Here is a 16,516-nt window from a genome sequence, read left to right on the forward strand (position 1 = left end):
TTCCCGGCCCGATACGCCCTGAGCGAACGGTGCTCCGACCACCCGGCCGGAGCCCGTGATTGACTGTCTTGCATGTCCTCGCGCTCCTCGTTCGCGGGCCGCCTGTCACACCTGCCCGGAGGCATGGCGGCGGTCGCAGCCCTCGGCGCCGCGGCGCTGGTCGTCACCGCCGGGGTGGTCCTGTCCGGTACCCCGGAATCCGCACCGGACGCCTCCATCGAAGGCGTGCTGCGCTCGTACTCCGCCGAACCCGACGCGGCGTGGACGCTCGACGACGGCACGCTGCCGGGGATGAGCGGGCCGGCGACGGTCGCGGCCACCGACGGCCACCGCTGGCTGATCTCGTACCCGGTCGGCATCAAGCACGAGTTCATGCTCATCGACGCACGGTCGGGCGAGCCGCAGTGGAACTCCCCGGTCGACGCGGGTTTCGGCGACTGCTCGATCAACGACCGCCGTCAGATCGGCTGCGCCGTTCGGTTGCGCATCGACGGGCCGGAGAACGGGTTCTACCTCGTCGATCAACACGACGGATCCCTCACCCGCACCGCCGACGGCGACGACACCGCCGCGGTTCTCGGCCTGGGTCCCGACTTCGTGCACGTCAATCAGAGCGGCTACCAGGTCAGTCTGCGATCACCGGACGGCGCCACCGCGTGGAGCCGCACCTTCGCCGGCGCCGCCGAGGTCCGCAAGGCGCACGGCGCTCTCATCGTCGACACCTCCGACGACGCACATCACGTCATCGACCCCGCCGACGGTACCGACCGGATCTCCTGCACCCAGTGCACGGTGGACGTCTTCGAATCCGGCATCGCGGTGACCGACACGGCGTACGGCGCCGAGTCGGTCTCGTTCCATCCCTTCACCGAGGCCGGCGTCAGCGACGAGGCCGTCGGAACGGCGCGGCGCATGCGTGTGCTCCGCGGACCGTCGACGCTCCCGGTGATCGCCCCCGCCGGCGAGGGGTCGTCTCTCGACGCCGCCGGGCACTACGAGATCGTCGATCCGGCGACCGGCGACGGGCTCTGGCAGATCGGAGATCCCGAACTGTCGAAGGCGAACGCCCGGCCGTGCGGCCGAGTGCTGTCAGTGGCGCGCAAGGATCGCTCACGCGTGTTCTTCGACCTCGCCGACGGTGCGCGGCGCGGCGCGATGCCGCCCCCGGCGCTCGATGATCCCGACGCCGCCATCGACGCCTCCTCCTGCGTGGGCGCCTCCGACGATGTGGCCGTGTTCGCGAACCCCAACCAGTTGACGGCCTACGACATCGACTCGGGCGCGCAGCTCTGGAACCGGACTGTGCTGGGATCGGCCCGTGACGTCGACGGCTACATCGTGCTGAGCGAGGGCGCGACACTCACCGCCTTGCGACCGAACTGACATCGACGCGGATTCAGCGCCCGTCGTAGGCGGCACGCGCCCCGGCGACCTCGTCCACCTGGGCCTCCACGAGTTCGATCAACCCGGAGAGCCGCTGCGCCACCTGCGTGCCCGCCTCGGTGAGCGAGTACTCCACCCGCGGCGGAATGGCTTGCAGCATCTCCCGCCGCACGTAGCCGTCTCGCTCGAGCGATTGCAGGGTCACCGACAGCATTCGTTCGCTGACGCCGTCCACCCGCCTGCGGAGCGCGTTGAACCGGAGCTCGCCGTCGAGCAGCGCCACCAGTGCGAGCAGGCCCCACCTGCTGGTGACGTTCTGGAGGATCTCGCGCGAGGAGCAGTTCCGCGAGAAGACGTCGGCCTCGAGAGACGGGTCGACGATGTTCTCCGTGGGCTGCGCGTCGTTCATGCGGCCATTCTACCCTCCTGGACGCTATGTGCTTACCATCACCATTGCACATTACTATTAGTAAGTGCATGATGAATTGACAGCGCAAATTCATCGGCGTCATCATTACGCCGACCACGAGAGGACTCCCCATGACCAGGTACGCAGTGACCGGCGCGACCGGCGGACTCGGCTCCGCCGCCGTCCACTCCTTGATCGAGCGAGGCGTCACGGCCTCCGACATCGTCGCCGTGGTCCGCGACGAGACGAAGGCGAGCGGCCTGGCGGCTGCGGGCGTCACCGTGCGCGTCGCCGACTACGCCGATCCGCCGGCCCTGCGCACCGCGCTGGCGGGCGTCGACAAGCTGCTGCTGGTGTCCGGTTCGGAGGTGGGTCGACGCCTGCCGCAACACACCAACGTGATCGAAGCGGCCACGCACGCCGGGGTCGGCCTGATCGCTTACACGAGCATCCTGCGCGCCGATTCGTCACCGCTCGTCCTGGCCGACGAACACCGCGAGACCGAGAAGCTCCTCGCGGCGAGCGGTATTGACACGGTGCTGCTGCGCAACGGCTGGTACACGGAGAACTATGCGCGCTCGCTGGCGCCCGCCGTCGAGTCGGGAGTCTTCGCGGGCAGCGCCGGAGACGGTGTGGTCGCACCCGCGGCGCGTGCCGACTACGCCGACGCCGCTGCCGCGGCGCTGATCAACGCTCCGGCGGGCGCGGTGTACGAACTCGCCGGCGCCGAGCACCTCACGTACGCCGACATCGCGGCGACGTTCGCGGCGGTCTCCGGTCGCCCGGTGACCTACCGGGATCTCCCGGAGGCCGAATACGCCGCGGCGCTGGAATCGGCCGGCGTTCCGGCCGGATTCGCCGCCGTCCTCGCCGATTCCGACACCGGGGCGGGCAAGGGCGCCCTCGACTCCGATTCGACGGATCTGGCCGACCTCCGAGGCCGACCCGGCACACCGTTCACCGAGGTCATCGAGGCCGCACTGAACTGAGCCCCGGGCGGCTACCGACGCAGGAAGGCCGCCAACGCCGCCGAATACATCGGAACGTCGTCGGCTCCCATCAACTCGCGGCAGCTGTGCATCGCGAGCTGAGGTGCGCCGACGTCGACGGTCAGCAGCCCCGTACGCGTGGCGGTGAGCGGCCCGATCGTCGAACCGCACGGGAGGTCCGCGCGATGGATGTATCGCTGCAGCGGCACGCCGGCGTCTCGGCACGCCAGCGCGAACTCGGCCTCGCCGATGGCGTCGGAGGCGTACCGCAGATTCTGATTCACCTTGAGCACCGGACCGCCGTTGACCGCGATGCGGTGCGACGGTTCGTGGCGATCGGGGTAGTTGGGATGCGTCGCGTGCGCCATGTCGCCCGACACGCAGACGCTGGCGGCCATCGTGCGGAGGAAGTCGTCGCGATCACCTCCGGACGCGGCGACGATCCGTTCGCACACCGTCACGAGGAAGTCCGACGACGCCCCGCGCTCCGACCCCGAGCCGACCTCTTCGTGGTCGAACAGCGCCAGCATCGAGATCGCACCCGACCGCTCGCCCGATCCCGCGTCGAGCAGTGCGCGCAGTCCGGCGTAGCAGGTGCCCTGATTGTCCAGTCGCGGCGCGCTCAGGAGATCCCCCGCCGCACCGACGATCCGCGACGGCGCGACGTCGTGCGTCATCAACTCCCAGCCGAGCACCGCGTCGGCGTCGAGCCCGGCACGGTCCGCGACGAAGGCCAGCAGTGGCTGCGCCTCTCCGACGCCGCGGATCGCGTCGACATGCCGCTGCGGGTCCAGGCTCACGCCCTTGCGGTCCTCCGACAGATGGATCGCCAACTGAGGGATGCGCAGGATGGGCTCGTCGATCCGGACCAGCTCGAAGGCCACCGTTCCGCCGGCGTCGTAGGCCAGCCGGCCCGACAGACCGAGGTCGCGGTCGAGCCACGAGTTCAGCCAGGCGCCGCCGTACGGTTCCAGCGCGACGGTCGCCAGACCCGCGCTGACGCGATCGGGATTCTGCTTGACGCGCAGGTTGGGGCTGTCGGTGTGGCCGCCCACGATCCGGAAGCGCGGGTCGTCAGCGGCGGCCGAGGCATCCCAGGCGATGATCGAGCCGCCGCGGACCACGTAGTGCCTGCCCGAGGCGGGATTCGACGCGGCTCCGTCCGGTCCGGCCCAGGAATCGGTCTCCGACAGCCGCTGATACCCAGCGGCGTCCAGGGTCGCGGCGACGGTCGCGCAGACGTGAAAAGGCGACGGCGAGGCGTCGATGAAGTCACCGAGCCCCGCCGCCGTCGCAGTCGTGTCGACCGTCATCAGACGGCCGCGAGCACCGCGTCCAGTGCCGAGTAGAAGAGACCGAGACCGTCGTCGCTGGGGCCGGTGAGCGCCTCGATGGCGTGCTCCGGGTGCGGCATGAGACCCACCACGCGACCGTCGGCGCTCGCGATGCCCGCGATGTCCAGGCTCGAACCGTTCGGGTTGTCGCCGGCATACGTGAACGCGATCCGGCCCTCACCCTTGAGTTCTTCGAGTTGGCGCTGGGAGGCGACGTAGCGTCCCTCGCCCGACTTCAGGGGAATGAGGATCTCAGCGCCGACCTCGTAGCGCGAGGTCCACGCCGTGGTGTTCGACTCCACACGGAGCCACTGGTCCCGGCAGATGAAGTGCAGTCCCTCGTTGCGGGTGAGCGCTCCCGGCAGGAGCCCGGCCTCGCAGAGGATCTGGAAACCGTTGCAGATCCCCAGGACCGGCATGCCGCGCTGAGCGGCCTCCACCACTTCGCCCATCACCGGGGCGAACTTGGCGATGGCCCCGCAGCGCAGGTAGTCGCCGTACGAGAAGCCGCCGGGAACGACGACGGCGTCGACCCCCTTGAGGTCGGCGTCGCCGTGCCACAGGCTCACGGCCTCGCCGCCGGCCGCGTCGACCGCGCGAGCGGCATCGACGTCGTCGAGGGTGCCGGGGAAGGTGATGACTCCGATGCGAGCAGTCATGTGGCCGCTACTCCGCGACGCGGGTGACGTTGAAGTTCTCGATGACCGTGTTGGTCAGGAGCTCTTCGGCGATCCGCTCGAGGGCGGCGTCGTCGACGGTGCCGTCCACCTCCAGCTCGAACCTCTTGCCCTGACGGACGTCTGCCACGCCCGCGAATCCGAGGCGCCCCAGCGCTCCGACGATGGCCTGGCCCTGCGGGTCCAGGATCTCGGCCTTGGGCATCACATCGACCACTACACGCGCCATTCGGGCACTGCTCCTCACACCGATGGTCTCGAATGTCCCACCCACGCGGGCAGAACGGTTACGCGCCTACTCTACCTGGCTCAAGAGGCGTCGCTGAGCGCCGCCTCGATGGCCCCGATCACTTCCGGGGAGCCCGGTTCGGTGCGCGGACGGAAGCGGCGCAGCACCGTGCCGTCGGCGTCGACGAGGAACTTCTCGAAGTTCCATTGGATGTCGCCGGATTCGCCGTCCGCGTCGGGTGTCTGGGTCAGCGCGGCGTACAGCGGATGCCGATCGGCGCCGTTCACGTCGGTCTTCTCCAGCAGCGGGAAAGTGACGCCGTACGTGGTGGAGCAGAAGGTCGCGATCTCGTCGGCACTGCCGGGCTCCTGACCCATGAACTGATTGCACGGGACGCCGACCACGGTGAGCCCGCGGGGACCGTAGTCCTTCTGCAACTGTTCGAGCGCCGTGTACTGCGGAGTGAGACCGCACTTGGAGGCGACGTTCACCACGAGCAGCGGGCCGGGCAGGCCGGCGAGGCTGAAATCGCTGCCGTCGAGGGCACGGACGGGGATGTCTTTGATGTTGGAGTGACCCATGTCCCACAGCCTAAACACCGGTGAGGCAACTCACCACTCATTGCGTTGCAGCAATAGTTGCGCCAGCGTAAGTTCTTCGAGGTGTCCGAATCCGATACTTCCGTCGAGGCCTGCACCCGAGCTCTTGTGGCATTTCTCGAGCGGGTCGCGGCACGCGCCTCCTGCAACACCGTCGACCGCGTGGCGGCCACCGACATGACCCTCTCGCAGCTCCGGATGCTGATGGTCCTGTCCCGCTGCGATCACGACCTGTCGGTGAACGAACTCGCCGACGCCGTCGGCCTGTCGCTCGCCGCGGCCGGCCGCGGGGCCGACCGGCTGGTGGTGCTCGATCTCGTCACCCGCAGGGAGGACGAGTGCGATCGCCGGGTGAAGCGCCTGTCCCTCTCCGATCACGGGCGCGAGATGATCGCGACTCAGTTCCGGATGCGGGACGACGACCTCGCCGACCTCGTCGCCGAGATTCCCAGTGACGTCCGCGGCGACCTCGCCTCGGCGCTGTCGAGCGCACTGGATGCGCTTCCTCCCACCCCATCCTTCGCCGACTCTTCACGAACCTAGAAAGAGAACCTCATGACCTCATCCCCACCGGGGACCGCGAGCGACAAGCTGGGACGTGACGTCTTCATCGTCGCCGGCGTGGTGGTGCTCGGCGCGATCATGTCGATCCTCGACGTGACCGTCGTCGCCGTCGCTCAGCCCACCTTCATGTCCGAGTTCGACACCACCTCGGCCGGTGCCGCGTGGTCGATGACCGGTTACACCCTGGCGCTGGCCGCGGTGATCCCGACCGCCAGCTGGGCCGCATCGCGTTTCGGCACCAAACGCGTCTACATGGCCTCGCTCATCCTGTTCCTGATCGGCTCGGTCCTGTGCGCGATGGCCTGGAACATCGGCTCGCTCGTCGCGTTCCGCGTGCTCCAGGGCTTCGGCGGCGGTCTGCTCATGCCGATCGGCATGATGATCATGACCCGCGCGGCCGGGCCCGAGCGCGTCGGCTCGGTGATGGCAGTTCTCGGCATCCCGATGCTGCTCGGCCCCATCATGGGCCCGATCCTCGGCGGATGGCTGATCGAGATCGCCTCGTGGCACTGGGTGTTCCTGATCAACGTCCCGATCGGTGTCATCGCCCTCGTGTACGCCTTCTTCGCGCTGCCCGGCGGCGGCGCCGAGCCCGGCAAGAAGATCGACTTCCCCGGCCTTCTCATGCTCTCGCCCGGTCTGGCGTTGTTCCTGTTCGGCGTCTCCTCGAGCGCCGAGGAGCGGACCTTCGGCACGCCGCGCGTGTACGGCCCGATGATCGTCGGCGCGATTCTGATCATCGCCTTCGTCTGGCACGCCTTCCGCACCACCAACCCGCTGCTGGACCTGCGCCTGTTCCGCAACTCCACCCTGCGCGTATCGGTGATCACGATGTCGCTGTTCGCGATCGCCTTCTTCGGCGCGTCGCTGCTGTACCCGCAGTACTTCATCGTGGTGCGAGGAGAGTCGACGCTGATGGCGGGCCTGCTCCTGGCGCCGCAGGGCCTGGGCGCGATGCTGACGATGCCGATCGCGGGCAAGATGACCGACAAGATCGGTCCCGGCAAGTTCGTCCTCGCGGGCCTGGTCCTCATCGCCGTCGGCGTGGCAGCGTTCATCACGCTGGGCACCGACACCTCGTACTGGTTCCTGTGCCTCGCGCTGTTCGTCCAGGGCCTCGGCATGGGCATGACGATGATGCCGATCATGTCGGCGTCGCTGGCCACCCTGCGGGGTTCGGAGATCGCCGACGGCTCCACTCTGATGAACGCGATTCAGCAGACCTCGTCGTCCATCGGCACCGCCGTCATCACGGTCATCTTCACCACCATGCTCGCCCCGCTGTCGCGGGCGATCATGCAGGCCGGAGGCGACCAGACCAAGACGATGAACGCGATGATCGAGAACGGCGTCGATGTGCGGGATCCCGCCGCGGTCGGCGCGGCAGGCCAGAACGTGATCTCCGACATCGCGTCCACGTACGGCAACACGTTCATCGTGGCGACGGCGCTGGTGGCCCTGACTCTGATCCCCGCCTTCTTCCTGCCCCGCAAGAAGATGGTCGCCGCCGACACCGAGGAGCAGCCGGTGCCGGTCGCGCTCCACTGATCGCGATCAGCCGACCGACAGTGACGCCCCCGGGAGACCGGGGGCGTCACTCGTCTGCGGACCCTGCAGGCCGGTGTCAGCCTCGACCGGCCGGCGCCCCCGACTGCTGGAGGATCCAGGCCAGTTCGAAGGCGGTCTCCTCCCACTGCTTGTACCGGCCGGAGACGCCGCCGTGGCCGGCGGTCATCTCGGTCTTGAGCAGCACCGGGTTCTCCGACGTGGTGCACTCCTGCAATCGCGCCACCCACTTCGCGGCCTCGACGAAGAGGACGCGGGTGTCGTGCAGAGAGTTCTCGGCGAGGATCGCCGGATACGGCCGCGGCGCGACGTTCTCGTACGGCGAGTACGACTTCATGTACGCGTACACCTCGGGATCGTGGAGCGGATCGCCCCACTCGTCCCACTCGATCACCGTCAGCGGGAGCGACGGATCGAGGATCGAGGTGAGAGCGTCCACGAAGGGCACCGCGGCGAGTACTCCGTTGAACAGTTCGGGAGCCAGGTTCACCACGGCACCGACGAGCAGACCGCCGGCACTGCCGCCCTCTGCCACCAGGTGGTCCGGCGAGGTCCAGCCCGTGTCGATGAGGTGCCGGGCGACGTCGATGAAGTCGGTGAAGGTGTTCTTCTTGGAGAGCGTCTTGCCGTTCTCGTACCAGAGCCGTCCCATTTCGCCGCCTCCCCGCACGTGCGCGAAGGCCATGACCATTCCACGGTCGAGCATCGACAGCCGTGCCACCGAGAAACCGGGGTCCAGGCAGGTCTCGTAGGAGCCGTAGCCGTACAGCAGCATCGGCGCGGGCGCGGAGCGGTCGAGGTCGCGGCGGAACACCAGCGAGACCGGCACACGGGTGCCGTCGCCTGCCACCGCCCACTCCCGGACCGCGGTGTAGTCGTCGGGGTCGTACCCGCCGAGCACCGGCTGCCTCCGCAGCAGTGTCCGTTCACCGGTGGCGACGTCGAGGTCGAACACCTCGGCCGGATCCACGTAGCTGGTGTACACGATCCGCAACCGGGGGGTGTCCCACTCGGCGTTGGCGCCGAGCCCTGCCGAACGCAGTTCCTGGGGGAAGGTCACCTCGACGAAGTCGTCGGGCGCCGGGATGCCGTCCACCCGCCGCAGGTCGGCGATGGCCAGTCGCGGCAGCGCGTCCGCCCGGTACGACAGCACGAGGTAGTCGCGGAAGCAGTCGACGTCCTCGATACGGCGGCCGGGACGGTGCGGGATCAGTTCCCGGCGCGCGCCGAAGTCTCCCACGGGAACGAGGTCGACCGCGAAGTCGATCGCCTTGACGCCGTCGCGCTCGCCGTTGTGGACGATGACGAACCAGTCCTGGCCCGCGATCCGCGCGTGCTCGACCGAGTAGTCGACTCCGTCGGTACGCCCCGCCACGGACACGAACTCGCCCGTCGGATCGTCCGCACTCAGGACCAGCGCCTCGGACGTCACCTTGGAGCCCACGCTCAGCACGAGGTAGTCCTCGCTCTGCGTGGTGCCGATGCCCACCCAGTAGCGCTCATCGGGTTCGTGGAACACCTGCACGTCCGGCTCCGCCGATCCCACCTCGTGGCGCCAGACGGTGTCGGGACGCCAGGCGTCGTCGACCGTGGAGTAGAAGACGTACCTCGCATCGCGCGACCAGGTGGCGCCGGCCGCGATGCCGGCGATCGTGTCCGGGAGGAGTTCCCCGGTCACCAGATTCCTGATGCGGAGGGTGTAGCGTTCGTCGCCCTTGACGTCGGTGCTGTAGGCGAGCCAGTCGCCGTCGTGGCTCACGGACGTGGCGCCCAGGCTGAAGAAGTCGTGACCCCTCGCCTCGGCGTTGGCGTCGAAGACGATCTCCTCGCCGGGCAGCGCGACGCCCGGAGTCACCTCGGGCGGCGTCCAGTCGTCGGGCGAGGCGATCGGGCAGCGGCAGCTGACGGCGTACTGCTGTCCTTCGGTGGTCCGGGTGAAGTACCAGAAGCGTCCGCTGCGCGTCGGCACGCTCATGTCGGTCTCCTGGACGCGCGACTTGATCTCGCCGAAGATGTCGCGCCTGAGCTGCGCCAGGTGCGCGGTCTCCTGCTCGACGAACGCGTTCTGGGCTTCCAGGTAGGCGATGACCTCCGGGTCCTCCTTGTCGCGCATCCACTCGTAATCGTCGACGACGACGTCACCGTGGTGGACGCGCTGCGTCGGAACCTTCTTCGCGACCGGCGGGGCCGCCCGATCAGCCATGCTGGGCGTCCGGCCAATCGGCGAAACTCTGCTGCGAGATCCGTTCGTACGCCTCGATGTACCGCGCCCGAGTCCGCTCGACGACGTCGGCGGGCAGGGCCGGCGGCCGCTGTTCGCCCGTGCGGTCCCAACCCGAATCCGGTCCGGTGAGCCAGTTGCGGACGATCTGCTTGTCGAAGCTCGGCTGCACCCTGCCCGGCGCGTAGGTCGCGGCGTCCCAGTAGCGGGAGGAATCGGGGGTCAGCACCTCGTCGGCGAGGACCAGTGAGCCGTCGGCCGCCTGTCCGAACTCGAACTTGGTGTCCGCGAGGATGATTCCGCGCTCAGCGGCCAGCTGGGATCCGCGGCCGTAGATGTCGAGGGTCGCGTCGCGCAGCCGTTCCGCCAGGTCGGCGCCGACCGTCTCGGCCACCTGGTCGAAGCTGACGTTCTCGTCGTGGTCACCCACGGCCGCCTTGGTGGCCGGGGTGAAGATCGGTTCCGGGAGCTTGTCGGCCTCACCGAGCCCGGCGGGCAGCCGCACGCCGCAGACGGCGCCGGTGGCCTGATAGTCGGCCAGGCCCGAACCGGTCAGATAGCCGCGAGCAACGCACTCCACCTGCACCATCGGCAGCTTCTTGACGACCATCGACCGGCCGACGAGTTCGGCCGGGATGCGTTCGTCGGCGGGACCGCCGTCGAGATGGTTCGGCACCCCGAGGTGCTCGAACCAGAAGAAGCTGGCCGCCGTGAGAATCCGGCCCTTGTCCGGGATCGGGGTGTCGAGGATGAAGTCGTACGCCGAGATGCGATCGGAGGTGACCAGCAGCAGCGTGGCGTCGTCGATCTGGTAGATGTCACGGACCTTGCCCGACGCGATGTGCCGGTAGTCGGCGAGGGTGGGACGCATGCGGGGCTCCTAGAGAATCGGGGCGGGCGTGTACGCCGCGGCGGCGGGGTTCGCGTCGATCCAGGCCGCGGCGTTCGCGATCACCTGGGCGACCTGTGCCTCCGCGGCACCGACAAAGGCGGACTTGTCGGCGATGAGCTCGTCGAGTGCCGCGCGGTCGAGGGGGATCCGGTCGTCGGCGGCCAGCCGGTCGAGGAGATCCGGTTCGCGGCCCTCCTCGCGCATGGCGAGTGCCACGGCGACGGCGTTCTCCTTGATCGCCTCGTGCGCCGTCTCGCGGCCGACGCCCGCGCGCACCGACGCCATCAGCACCTTGGTGGTCGCGAGGAACGGCAGGTACCGGTCCAATTCGTTGGCGATCACCTCGGGGTACGCGCCGAACTCCGCGAGGACCGTCAGGAAGGTCTCCATCAGCCCGTCGATCGCGAAGAAGGCGTCCGGCAGCGCCACACGGCGGACCACCGAGCAGAAGACGTCGCCCTCATTCCACTGGTTGCCCGCGAGTTCGCCGGTCATGGACGCGTAGCCGCGGAGGATCACCGTGAGACCGTTGACGCGCTCGCAACTGCGGGTGTTCATCTTGTGCGGCATCGCCGAACTGCCCACCTGGCCGGGCTGGAAGCCCTCGGTGACCAGTTCGTGGCCGGCCATCAAGCGGATGGTGGTGGCCAGCGACGACGGCCCGGCCGCCAGTTGCACGAGCGCGGAGACGACGTCGTAGTCGAGCGAACGCGGGTACACCTGGCCCACCGAGGTGAAGGCGTTCGCGAAGCCGAGATGCCGGGCCACCTCCCCTTCGAGACGGGCGAGCTTGGCGGCGTCGCCGTCGAGCAGATCAAGCATGTCCTGGCTGGTACCCATCGGGCCCTTGATTCCGCGCAGCGGGTACCGCGCGATCAGCTCGTCCAGGCGGGTCAGCGCGGTCATCAGCTCGTCCGCGGCACTGGCGAACCGCTTGCCGAGGGTGGTGGCCTGCGCGGCGACGTTGTGGCTGCGGCCGGCCATCACGATCGACGAGTACTGCGCGGCCCGCTCGGTGATGCGCGCGAGGGTGGCGACGGCGTGGTCGCGGACGTGGCGCAGCGAGACGAGCACCTGCAGCTGCTCCACGTTCTCGGTGAGGTCGCGGCTGGTCATGCCCTTGTGGATCTGCTCGTGACCGGCGAGCGCGTTGAACTCCTCGATCCGCGCCTTCACGTCATGGCGGGTCACCCGCTCGCGGTCGGCGATCGAATCGAGGTCGACGTCGCCGACCACTCGTTCGTAGTCGGCGATCGCCTCGGCGGGGACGTCGATCCCGAGGTCGCGCTGCGCCTTCATCACGGCGATCCAGAGGCGGCGCTCGAGAACGATCTTGTTGCGCGGCGACCAGATCTCGGCGAGGTCCGCAGACGCGTAACGGTTGGCCAGGACATTGCTGATGGCAGGTTTACCCACGTCTACGCAGTGTAGTGCCCGGACGGGCGCCCCCGGAAAACGACAGTGCACGACAGATACCCCTCGGGGTATGCTGGAGACGGTACTCAACCGGACTCCAGGAGAACAGCATGCGCAGTGACGACGAGTCGACCACGGCCGTACTGAACCGGCTGCGCCGCGCGCAGGGACAGTTGGGCGGCGTGATCGCGATGATCGAGGACGGGCGCGACTGCAAGGACATCGTCACGCAACTCGCAGCGGTTTCCCGCGCCCTCGACCGCGCCGGTTTCAAGATCATCGCCACCAACCTGCGCGAGTGCCTGAGCGACCAGAACGACGACGCTCCCGACATGGAGACCCTCGAGAAGCTCTTCCTCACCCTCGCCTGAACTACCCGCCCTGCCCCGACCGCACCGACCGAACCCCGGAGGAAGACATGAAACTCGCCATCTCCACCACCGTCGACGCCCCGCTCGACGAGGCCGTCGCCCGAACGCGCGAAGCGTTGTCCGCCCAGGGCTTCGGCGTCCTCACCGAGATCGACATGGCGGCCACCCTCAAGACGAAGATCGGCGCGGAGATGGAGGATTACGTGATCCTCGGCGCGTGCAACCCTCCCCTCGCCCACCGAGCGGTGACCGCCGAGCGGCAGATCGGGCTCCTCCTGCCCTGTAACGTCGTCGTCCGCGCCGACACCGACGATCCGGGACGCAGCATCGTCGAGGCGATGAACCCGCAACTGATGGTGACCGTGGTCGACAACCCCGGCCTCGCCGACGTTGCGGACGAGGCGACCGCCAGGCTCACCGCCGCCGTCGAATCGCTGTCGGCCGGCGCCTGAACGAGCAGTAGTCAACGATCAGCAGACACCCCCTGAAAGGACTCGACATGTGTTTCCCCGTCACCTGCGGTAAGTGCGGAAAGATCACTTGGGACGGCTGTGGTGAACACGTCGCCGACGTGATGGGCCCGGTCCCCGCCGACCGCCGCTGCACCTGCCCCGATCCGCGGTCGGCCGCTCACTGAGCCGGCCCGCGTCCGAGCGCCGAGGGCTGGGAGGGACCGCTCGTTCGTCGTCGGAACCGAGTCGCCCCACGCGGTAGACTCGCTTCCCGACATGGTCTTGCGCGATCCCTCCCGCCAATCCGCCGCGACTGTCGCCGACGATTCGGCGACGTCGCGGCGTGCGCTGTCCCGGCGTTCGCTGCTGACCGGGGTCGCCGGGCTGGCCGCGCTCGGCGGGGTCGCGGCCTGCAGCACTTCCGATCCGCTGGTCCCTCGCGATGCCGCGAACGTCGGCGGCGACGACCGACTTCCAGTGCAGACCGATCCCCCGGAGATCCCGAACGATCCGCCCGTACTGACCGGCAGCTTCGTCTCGACGAAGATGGCCGGCCGCGACACCCGGTGGGCGGTGAGCCGCCCCAACGGTGTGACCGGCGAACTCCCGGTGGTCGTAGTGGCCCACGCGCTGAACACCGACGAGCGCAGCATCTTCAGCAAGGCGCTCAACATCCAGGGCGTGGTTCAGCAGTACGTGGACGCGGGGAACCCGCCGTTCGCGGTGGCGAGCGTCGACGTGGCACGCAACTATTTCCACGCTCGCACCGACGGCACCGACGGCGCCGCGATGATCGTCGACGAGTTCATTCCGATGCTGGACGGCGACCAGCGGCTGAACCTCCGGACCGACCGCATCGGTCTCTACGGCTGGTCGATGGGCGGATACGGCGCGCTCCGACTCGGCGCTCTCATCGGCGCACCGCGGGTCGCGGCGATCGCCGTGAGTTCCCCGGCGATGTGGGCCGACCCCGCGAACTTCCCGCCCCGGGCGTTCGATTCCTACGCCGACTACCAGGCCAATTCGTTGTTCGGGCAGCAACACGCGTTCAGCAAGATCCCGCTGATGATCTCGATCGGCATGGCCGACCAGTTCTACACCTACACCCGGCAATGGGCCGCAGACCTGCATCCTCCCGCCGCCTTCTCCACCACGCCCGGCGGACACACCAACCGGTTCTGGCGGTCGGTGCTGCCCGATCAGGTGGAGTTCCTCGGCCGCAATCTCGCGCGCTGATCGAGATCGACGAGCGGCCCCGGCGTCAGACCGAGGGCGGGAACTGGCCGCTTCGAACCACTGCCCCGCCGGACAGTGTCGCGGTCACATCGGTCGGACCGCCCTGCGGGCAGCAGAACGGATCGTCGTCGCGCAGCCACCGGTACCGGACGGTGACCGAGTTCAGGGTGTCGCCGGCGACCGAGGTGTACGAGTACTCGTGCGGCTCCACGGTCCCCAGATACTGGCCGCCGGCGAACAGCAGAACCCTCGAGGTGTAGGTGGCGTCGTTGAATCCGCTGCCGTCCACGAGCATCCAGTCCAGTCCGCAGCCGTGCGCCAGCGGGTGCTCGCTGGCACCCCGCGGCACCCACGATCCGCCGTTCGAGTCCGGTCCCAGCGTCGCGATCGCATCCCGGGCGAGCGCCGAGTTCAGGTCGAAGCACAGCCCGCGACCACTGCCCGGCCGGCCGGCGTCGGTATCGGAATCGGTATCGGCGACCGATGTGGTCTGGGCGACGGGCGTGCTCCGGACGTCCCGGTCGGACCCCGCCGGCGGCTGCACGCCGGGTTCGTCGACCGTCTCCTGCTGCTGTGCGGTCGGCTGCTGTGCATCCGGCTTCGGGGCGGAACCGTGTCGCGACTGGCTCGGCACCGTCGACTCCGCGGTGGTCGCAGAGCGTGCCGCGTCGGTCGCCGTGCCGGCGGTGGTGCATGCGGTCAATGCCAGGCCGAGCGCCGCCACCGCGGTCACCCCTCGCACCGATTGACTGATCCTCATCGTCGCCTCCCTCGAATCTCCCGACCTCACGGGATAGATCGACGGCATGCGAAGCGGCGTGACCCCGCGTCATTCGGGCGGTGGACGCGGCGCGATCAGATGGAGATGAGTCCGTCTTCGGCGGCCTTGCCGATGTCGGTCCGGAAATGCGCGCCCGGCAGCCGCACTCCGGCCAGCCGCTCGTAGGCCTGCGCCCGCGCGGACGCCAGATCGGCGCCGCGGCCGACCACCGACAGCACACGCCCCCCGGAGGAGACGATCCGACCGTCGGCGGAGACCGCTGTTCCCGCATGCAGCACGCCTTCGGCTGTGGCGCCGGTGATCGCGTCGCCGGTCCGGGGGCGGCCCGGGTAGTTCTCCGCCGCGAGGACCACCACCACGGCCGCACCGTCATGCCACCGCAGCGGCGGCAGATCGGCGAGCGTACCGCGAGCGGTCGCGGCCAGCGCCTCGCCCAGCGGCGATTCGAGCAGTTCGAGCACCGCCTGTGTCTCGGGGTCGCCGAAGCGGCAGTTGAACTCGACCACTGCGGGCCCGTCGGAGCCGATCGCCAGGCCGGCGTACAGCAGACCGGAGAACGGCGTGCCCCTCCGGACCAGTTCCGCGGCGACGGGTTCGCACACCTCGTCGACGATCCGATCGACCATCGACTGCGGCAGCCACGGAAGCGGCGTGTACGCGCCCATTCCGCCGGTGTTGGGTCCGGCGTCGCCGTCGCCGACGCGCTTGTGATCCTGCGCGGGCAGCAGCGGGACCACCGTCTCACCGTCCACCAGGCAGAACAGCGACACCTCGGGACCGTCGAGGAAACTCTCGAGCAGCACCGGATGTCCGTGTTCGAGGCAGTCGGCCGCGTGGGCACGCGCCGCATCGCGGTCGGAGGTCACCACGACGCCCTTGCCTGCGGCCAGACCGTCGTCCTTCACCACCCAGGTGGGACCGAAGCGGTCCAGCGCGGCATCCAGGTCGGCGGGGTTGTCGACGATCTCCGCTCGGGCGGTGCGCACGCCCGCCGCGGCCATCACGTCCTTGGCGAAGGCCTTGGACCCCTCGATCTGCGCGGCCGCGGCACTCGGACCGAAGGTGTCGAAGCCTGCTTCGCGCAGGGCATCGGCCACCCCGAGGACCAACGGGACCTCGGGGCCGATCACCACCAGATCCGCGTCGATCTCCCGAGCCAGTGCCACGACGGCGTCGGCCGACGCGACGTCGACGGAGTGGTTGGTGGCCAGCGCGGCCGTACCGGCGTTGCCGGGCGCCGCATGCAACTGCGTCACCGACGGATCGCGGTCGAGTCCGAGGAGAAGGGCATGTTCGCGGCCGCCCGAGCCGATCACGAGTACGCGCACGCCGTTCAGGGTAGTGGGTCGGGCCCGACGGCGATGCCACCGCCCGGCGACGGGGGCGCGATGCCGTCG

The 16,516-nt window shown here is 69.1% G+C and carries 18 protein-coding genes; 8 read left to right on the forward strand and 10 right to left on the reverse strand.

What is annotated here, in order from left to right; translation table 11 throughout:
- The first annotated feature begins 72 nt into the window (after positions 1-72).
- Positions 73-1,383, forward strand: coding sequence for a PQQ-binding-like beta-propeller repeat protein (locus tag GSI01S_RS14285; RefSeq protein ID WP_006897301.1), 1,311 nt, complete (start codon positions 73-75; stop codon positions 1,381-1,383).
- 13 nt (positions 1,384-1,396) lie between these two features.
- On the opposite strand, the gene GSI01S_RS14290 is transcribed toward GSI01S_RS14285, so the two are convergent.
- On the reverse strand, positions 1,397-1,792 hold the full coding sequence (locus GSI01S_RS14290; protein WP_006897302.1) for a winged helix-turn-helix transcriptional regulator: 396 nt from the start codon (positions 1,790-1,792) through the stop codon (positions 1,397-1,399).
- Between the two features lie 131 nt (positions 1,793-1,923).
- Here GSI01S_RS14290 and GSI01S_RS14295 point away from each other — a divergent pair, with 131 nt between their 5' ends.
- Positions 1,924-2,781 (forward strand): SDR family oxidoreductase, encoded by an 858-nt coding sequence (locus tag GSI01S_RS14295; protein WP_006897303.1) that lies wholly within the window; start codon positions 1,924-1,926, stop codon positions 2,779-2,781.
- A gap of 11 nt (positions 2,782-2,792) precedes the next feature.
- Here GSI01S_RS14295 and GSI01S_RS14300 read toward each other — a convergent pair whose 3' ends face one another.
- From GSI01S_RS14300 to GSI01S_RS14315, 4 genes are all read right to left on the reverse strand, one after another.
- On the reverse strand, positions 2,793-4,094 hold the full coding sequence (locus GSI01S_RS14300) for a M18 family aminopeptidase (protein ID WP_006897304.1): 1,302 nt from the start codon (positions 4,092-4,094) through the stop codon (positions 2,793-2,795).
- Entirely contained in the window at positions 4,094-4,774 is a 681-nt protein-coding gene (purQ, locus tag GSI01S_RS14305; protein WP_006897305.1) for a phosphoribosylformylglycinamidine synthase subunit PurQ, read from the reverse strand. The genes GSI01S_RS14300 and purQ overlap by 1 nt, the downstream gene beginning before the upstream one ends.
- Before the next feature lie 7 nt (positions 4,775-4,781).
- Positions 4,782-5,021, reverse strand: a complete 240-nt coding sequence (purS, locus tag GSI01S_RS14310; RefSeq protein WP_006897306.1) for a phosphoribosylformylglycinamidine synthase subunit PurS — start codon at positions 5,019-5,021, stop codon at positions 4,782-4,784.
- Positions 5,022-5,101: 80 nt separating this feature from the next.
- Positions 5,102-5,602, reverse strand: a complete 501-nt coding sequence (locus GSI01S_RS14315; RefSeq protein ID WP_039867746.1) for a glutathione peroxidase — start codon at positions 5,600-5,602, stop codon at positions 5,102-5,104.
- 126 nt (positions 5,603-5,728) lie between these two features.
- On the opposite strand from GSI01S_RS14315, the gene GSI01S_RS14320 reads away from it, so the two are divergent.
- Both GSI01S_RS14320 and GSI01S_RS14325 read left to right on the forward strand, forming a co-directional pair.
- A complete protein-coding gene (locus tag GSI01S_RS14320) occupies positions 5,729-6,163 on the forward strand; it encodes a MarR family winged helix-turn-helix transcriptional regulator (RefSeq protein WP_231875647.1) in 435 nt (144 codons plus the stop codon).
- A gap of 12 nt (positions 6,164-6,175) precedes the next feature.
- Entirely contained in the window at positions 6,176-7,732 is a 1,557-nt protein-coding gene (locus tag GSI01S_RS14325; RefSeq protein WP_006897309.1) for a DHA2 family efflux MFS transporter permease subunit, read from the forward strand.
- Positions 7,733-7,808: 76 nt separating this feature from the next.
- On the opposite strand, the gene GSI01S_RS14330 is transcribed toward GSI01S_RS14325, so the two are convergent.
- The 3 genes from GSI01S_RS14330 to purB are packed head-to-tail and all read right to left on the reverse strand — an operon-like array spanning position 7,809 to position 12,279.
- Positions 7,809-9,953: a S9 family peptidase gene (locus tag GSI01S_RS14330; protein WP_006897310.1), complete on the reverse strand. Its 2,145-nt coding sequence runs from the start codon at positions 9,951-9,953 to the stop codon at positions 7,809-7,811.
- Complete coding sequence (locus GSI01S_RS14335) at positions 9,946-10,842, reverse strand: phosphoribosylaminoimidazolesuccinocarboxamide synthase (protein ID WP_006897311.1); 897 nt, start codon at positions 10,840-10,842, stop codon at positions 9,946-9,948. The genes GSI01S_RS14330 and GSI01S_RS14335 overlap by 8 nt, the downstream gene beginning before the upstream one ends.
- A 9-nt stretch (positions 10,843-10,851) precedes the next feature.
- Positions 10,852-12,279 carry an adenylosuccinate lyase gene (purB, locus tag GSI01S_RS14340; RefSeq protein ID WP_006897312.1) on the reverse strand — a complete coding sequence of 476 codons (1,428 nt, stop codon included), beginning with the start codon at positions 12,277-12,279 and terminating at the stop codon, positions 10,852-10,854.
- 110 nt (positions 12,280-12,389) lie between these two features.
- Here purB and GSI01S_RS14345 point away from each other — a divergent pair, with 110 nt between their 5' ends.
- The 4 genes from GSI01S_RS14345 to GSI01S_RS14355 all read left to right on the forward strand — a co-directional run bounded on the left by GSI01S_RS14345 (position 12,390) and on the right by GSI01S_RS14355 (position 14,338).
- Positions 12,390-12,650, forward strand: coding sequence for a metal-sensitive transcriptional regulator (locus tag GSI01S_RS14345; RefSeq protein WP_006897313.1), 261 nt, complete (start codon positions 12,390-12,392; stop codon positions 12,648-12,650).
- A 47-nt stretch (positions 12,651-12,697) separates the two neighbouring features.
- Positions 12,698-13,102: a DUF302 domain-containing protein gene (locus GSI01S_RS14350; RefSeq protein WP_006897314.1), complete on the forward strand. Its 405-nt coding sequence runs from the start codon at positions 12,698-12,700 to the stop codon at positions 13,100-13,102.
- Between the two features lie 47 nt (positions 13,103-13,149).
- Positions 13,150-13,287: a DUF8730 family Cys-rich protein gene (locus GSI01S_RS20335; protein WP_006897315.1), complete on the forward strand. Its 138-nt coding sequence runs from the start codon at positions 13,150-13,152 to the stop codon at positions 13,285-13,287.
- Between the two features lie 91 nt (positions 13,288-13,378).
- On the forward strand, positions 13,379-14,338 hold the full coding sequence (locus GSI01S_RS14355) for an alpha/beta hydrolase (protein WP_006897316.1): 960 nt from the start codon (positions 13,379-13,381) through the stop codon (positions 14,336-14,338).
- Positions 14,339-14,363: 25 nt separating this feature from the next.
- On the opposite strand, the gene GSI01S_RS14360 is transcribed toward GSI01S_RS14355, so the two are convergent.
- Positions 14,364-15,098 carry an LppP/LprE family lipoprotein gene (locus GSI01S_RS14360; protein ID WP_039867758.1) on the reverse strand — a complete coding sequence of 245 codons (735 nt, stop codon included), beginning with the start codon at positions 15,096-15,098 and terminating at the stop codon, positions 14,364-14,366.
- A 95-nt stretch (positions 15,099-15,193) separates the two neighbouring features.
- A complete protein-coding gene (purD, locus tag GSI01S_RS14365) occupies positions 15,194-16,447 on the reverse strand; it encodes a phosphoribosylamine--glycine ligase (protein ID WP_006897318.1) in 1,254 nt (417 codons plus the stop codon).
- Positions 16,448-16,516: the final 69 nt, after the last annotated feature.

It is taken from the genome of Gordonia sihwensis NBRC 108236, from assembly GCF_000333035.1.
GTDB lineage: Bacteria > Actinomycetota > Actinomycetes > Mycobacteriales > Mycobacteriaceae > Gordonia > Gordonia sihwensis.

What these genes read in the sequence shown, in the direction of transcription:
- GSI01S_RS14285 (WP_006897301.1), top strand. Translation starts at nt 73, where the DNA reads ATGTCCTCGCGCTCCTCGTTCGCGGGCCGCCTGTCACACCTGCCCGGA.
- purQ (WP_006897305.1), bottom strand. Translation starts at nt 4,774, where the DNA reads ATGACTGCTCGCATCGGAGTCATCACCTTCCCCGGCACCCTCGACGAC.
- GSI01S_RS14330 (WP_006897310.1), bottom strand. Translation starts at nt 9,953, where the DNA reads ATGGCTGATCGGGCGGCCCCGCCGGTCGCGAAGAAGGTTCCGACGCAG.
- purS (WP_006897306.1), bottom strand. Translation starts at nt 5,021, where the DNA reads ATGGCGCGTGTAGTGGTCGATGTGATGCCCAAGGCCGAGATCCTGGAC.
- GSI01S_RS14295 (WP_006897303.1), top strand. Translation starts at nt 1,924, where the DNA reads ATGACCAGGTACGCAGTGACCGGCGCGACCGGCGGACTCGGCTCCGCC.
- GSI01S_RS14290 (WP_006897302.1), bottom strand. Translation starts at nt 1,792, where the DNA reads ATGAACGACGCGCAGCCCACGGAGAACATCGTCGACCCGTCTCTCGAG.
- GSI01S_RS14345 (WP_006897313.1), top strand. Translation starts at nt 12,390, where the DNA reads ATGCGCAGTGACGACGAGTCGACCACGGCCGTACTGAACCGGCTGCGC.
- GSI01S_RS20335 (WP_006897315.1), top strand. Translation starts at nt 13,150, where the DNA reads ATGTGTTTCCCCGTCACCTGCGGTAAGTGCGGAAAGATCACTTGGGAC.
- GSI01S_RS14355 (WP_006897316.1), top strand. Translation starts at nt 13,379, where the DNA reads ATGGTCTTGCGCGATCCCTCCCGCCAATCCGCCGCGACTGTCGCCGAC.
- GSI01S_RS14335 (WP_006897311.1), bottom strand. Translation starts at nt 10,842, where the DNA reads ATGCGTCCCACCCTCGCCGACTACCGGCACATCGCGTCGGGCAAGGTC.
- GSI01S_RS14325 (WP_006897309.1), top strand. Translation starts at nt 6,176, where the DNA reads ATGACCTCATCCCCACCGGGGACCGCGAGCGACAAGCTGGGACGTGAC.
- GSI01S_RS14315 (WP_039867746.1), bottom strand. Translation starts at nt 5,602, where the DNA reads ATGGGTCACTCCAACATCAAAGACATCCCCGTCCGTGCCCTCGACGGC.
- GSI01S_RS14350 (WP_006897314.1), top strand. Translation starts at nt 12,698, where the DNA reads ATGAAACTCGCCATCTCCACCACCGTCGACGCCCCGCTCGACGAGGCC.
- GSI01S_RS14360 (WP_039867758.1), bottom strand. Translation starts at nt 15,098, where the DNA reads ATGAGGATCAGTCAATCGGTGCGAGGGGTGACCGCGGTGGCGGCGCTC.
- GSI01S_RS14300 (WP_006897304.1), bottom strand. Translation starts at nt 4,094, where the DNA reads ATGACGGTCGACACGACTGCGACGGCGGCGGGGCTCGGTGACTTCATC.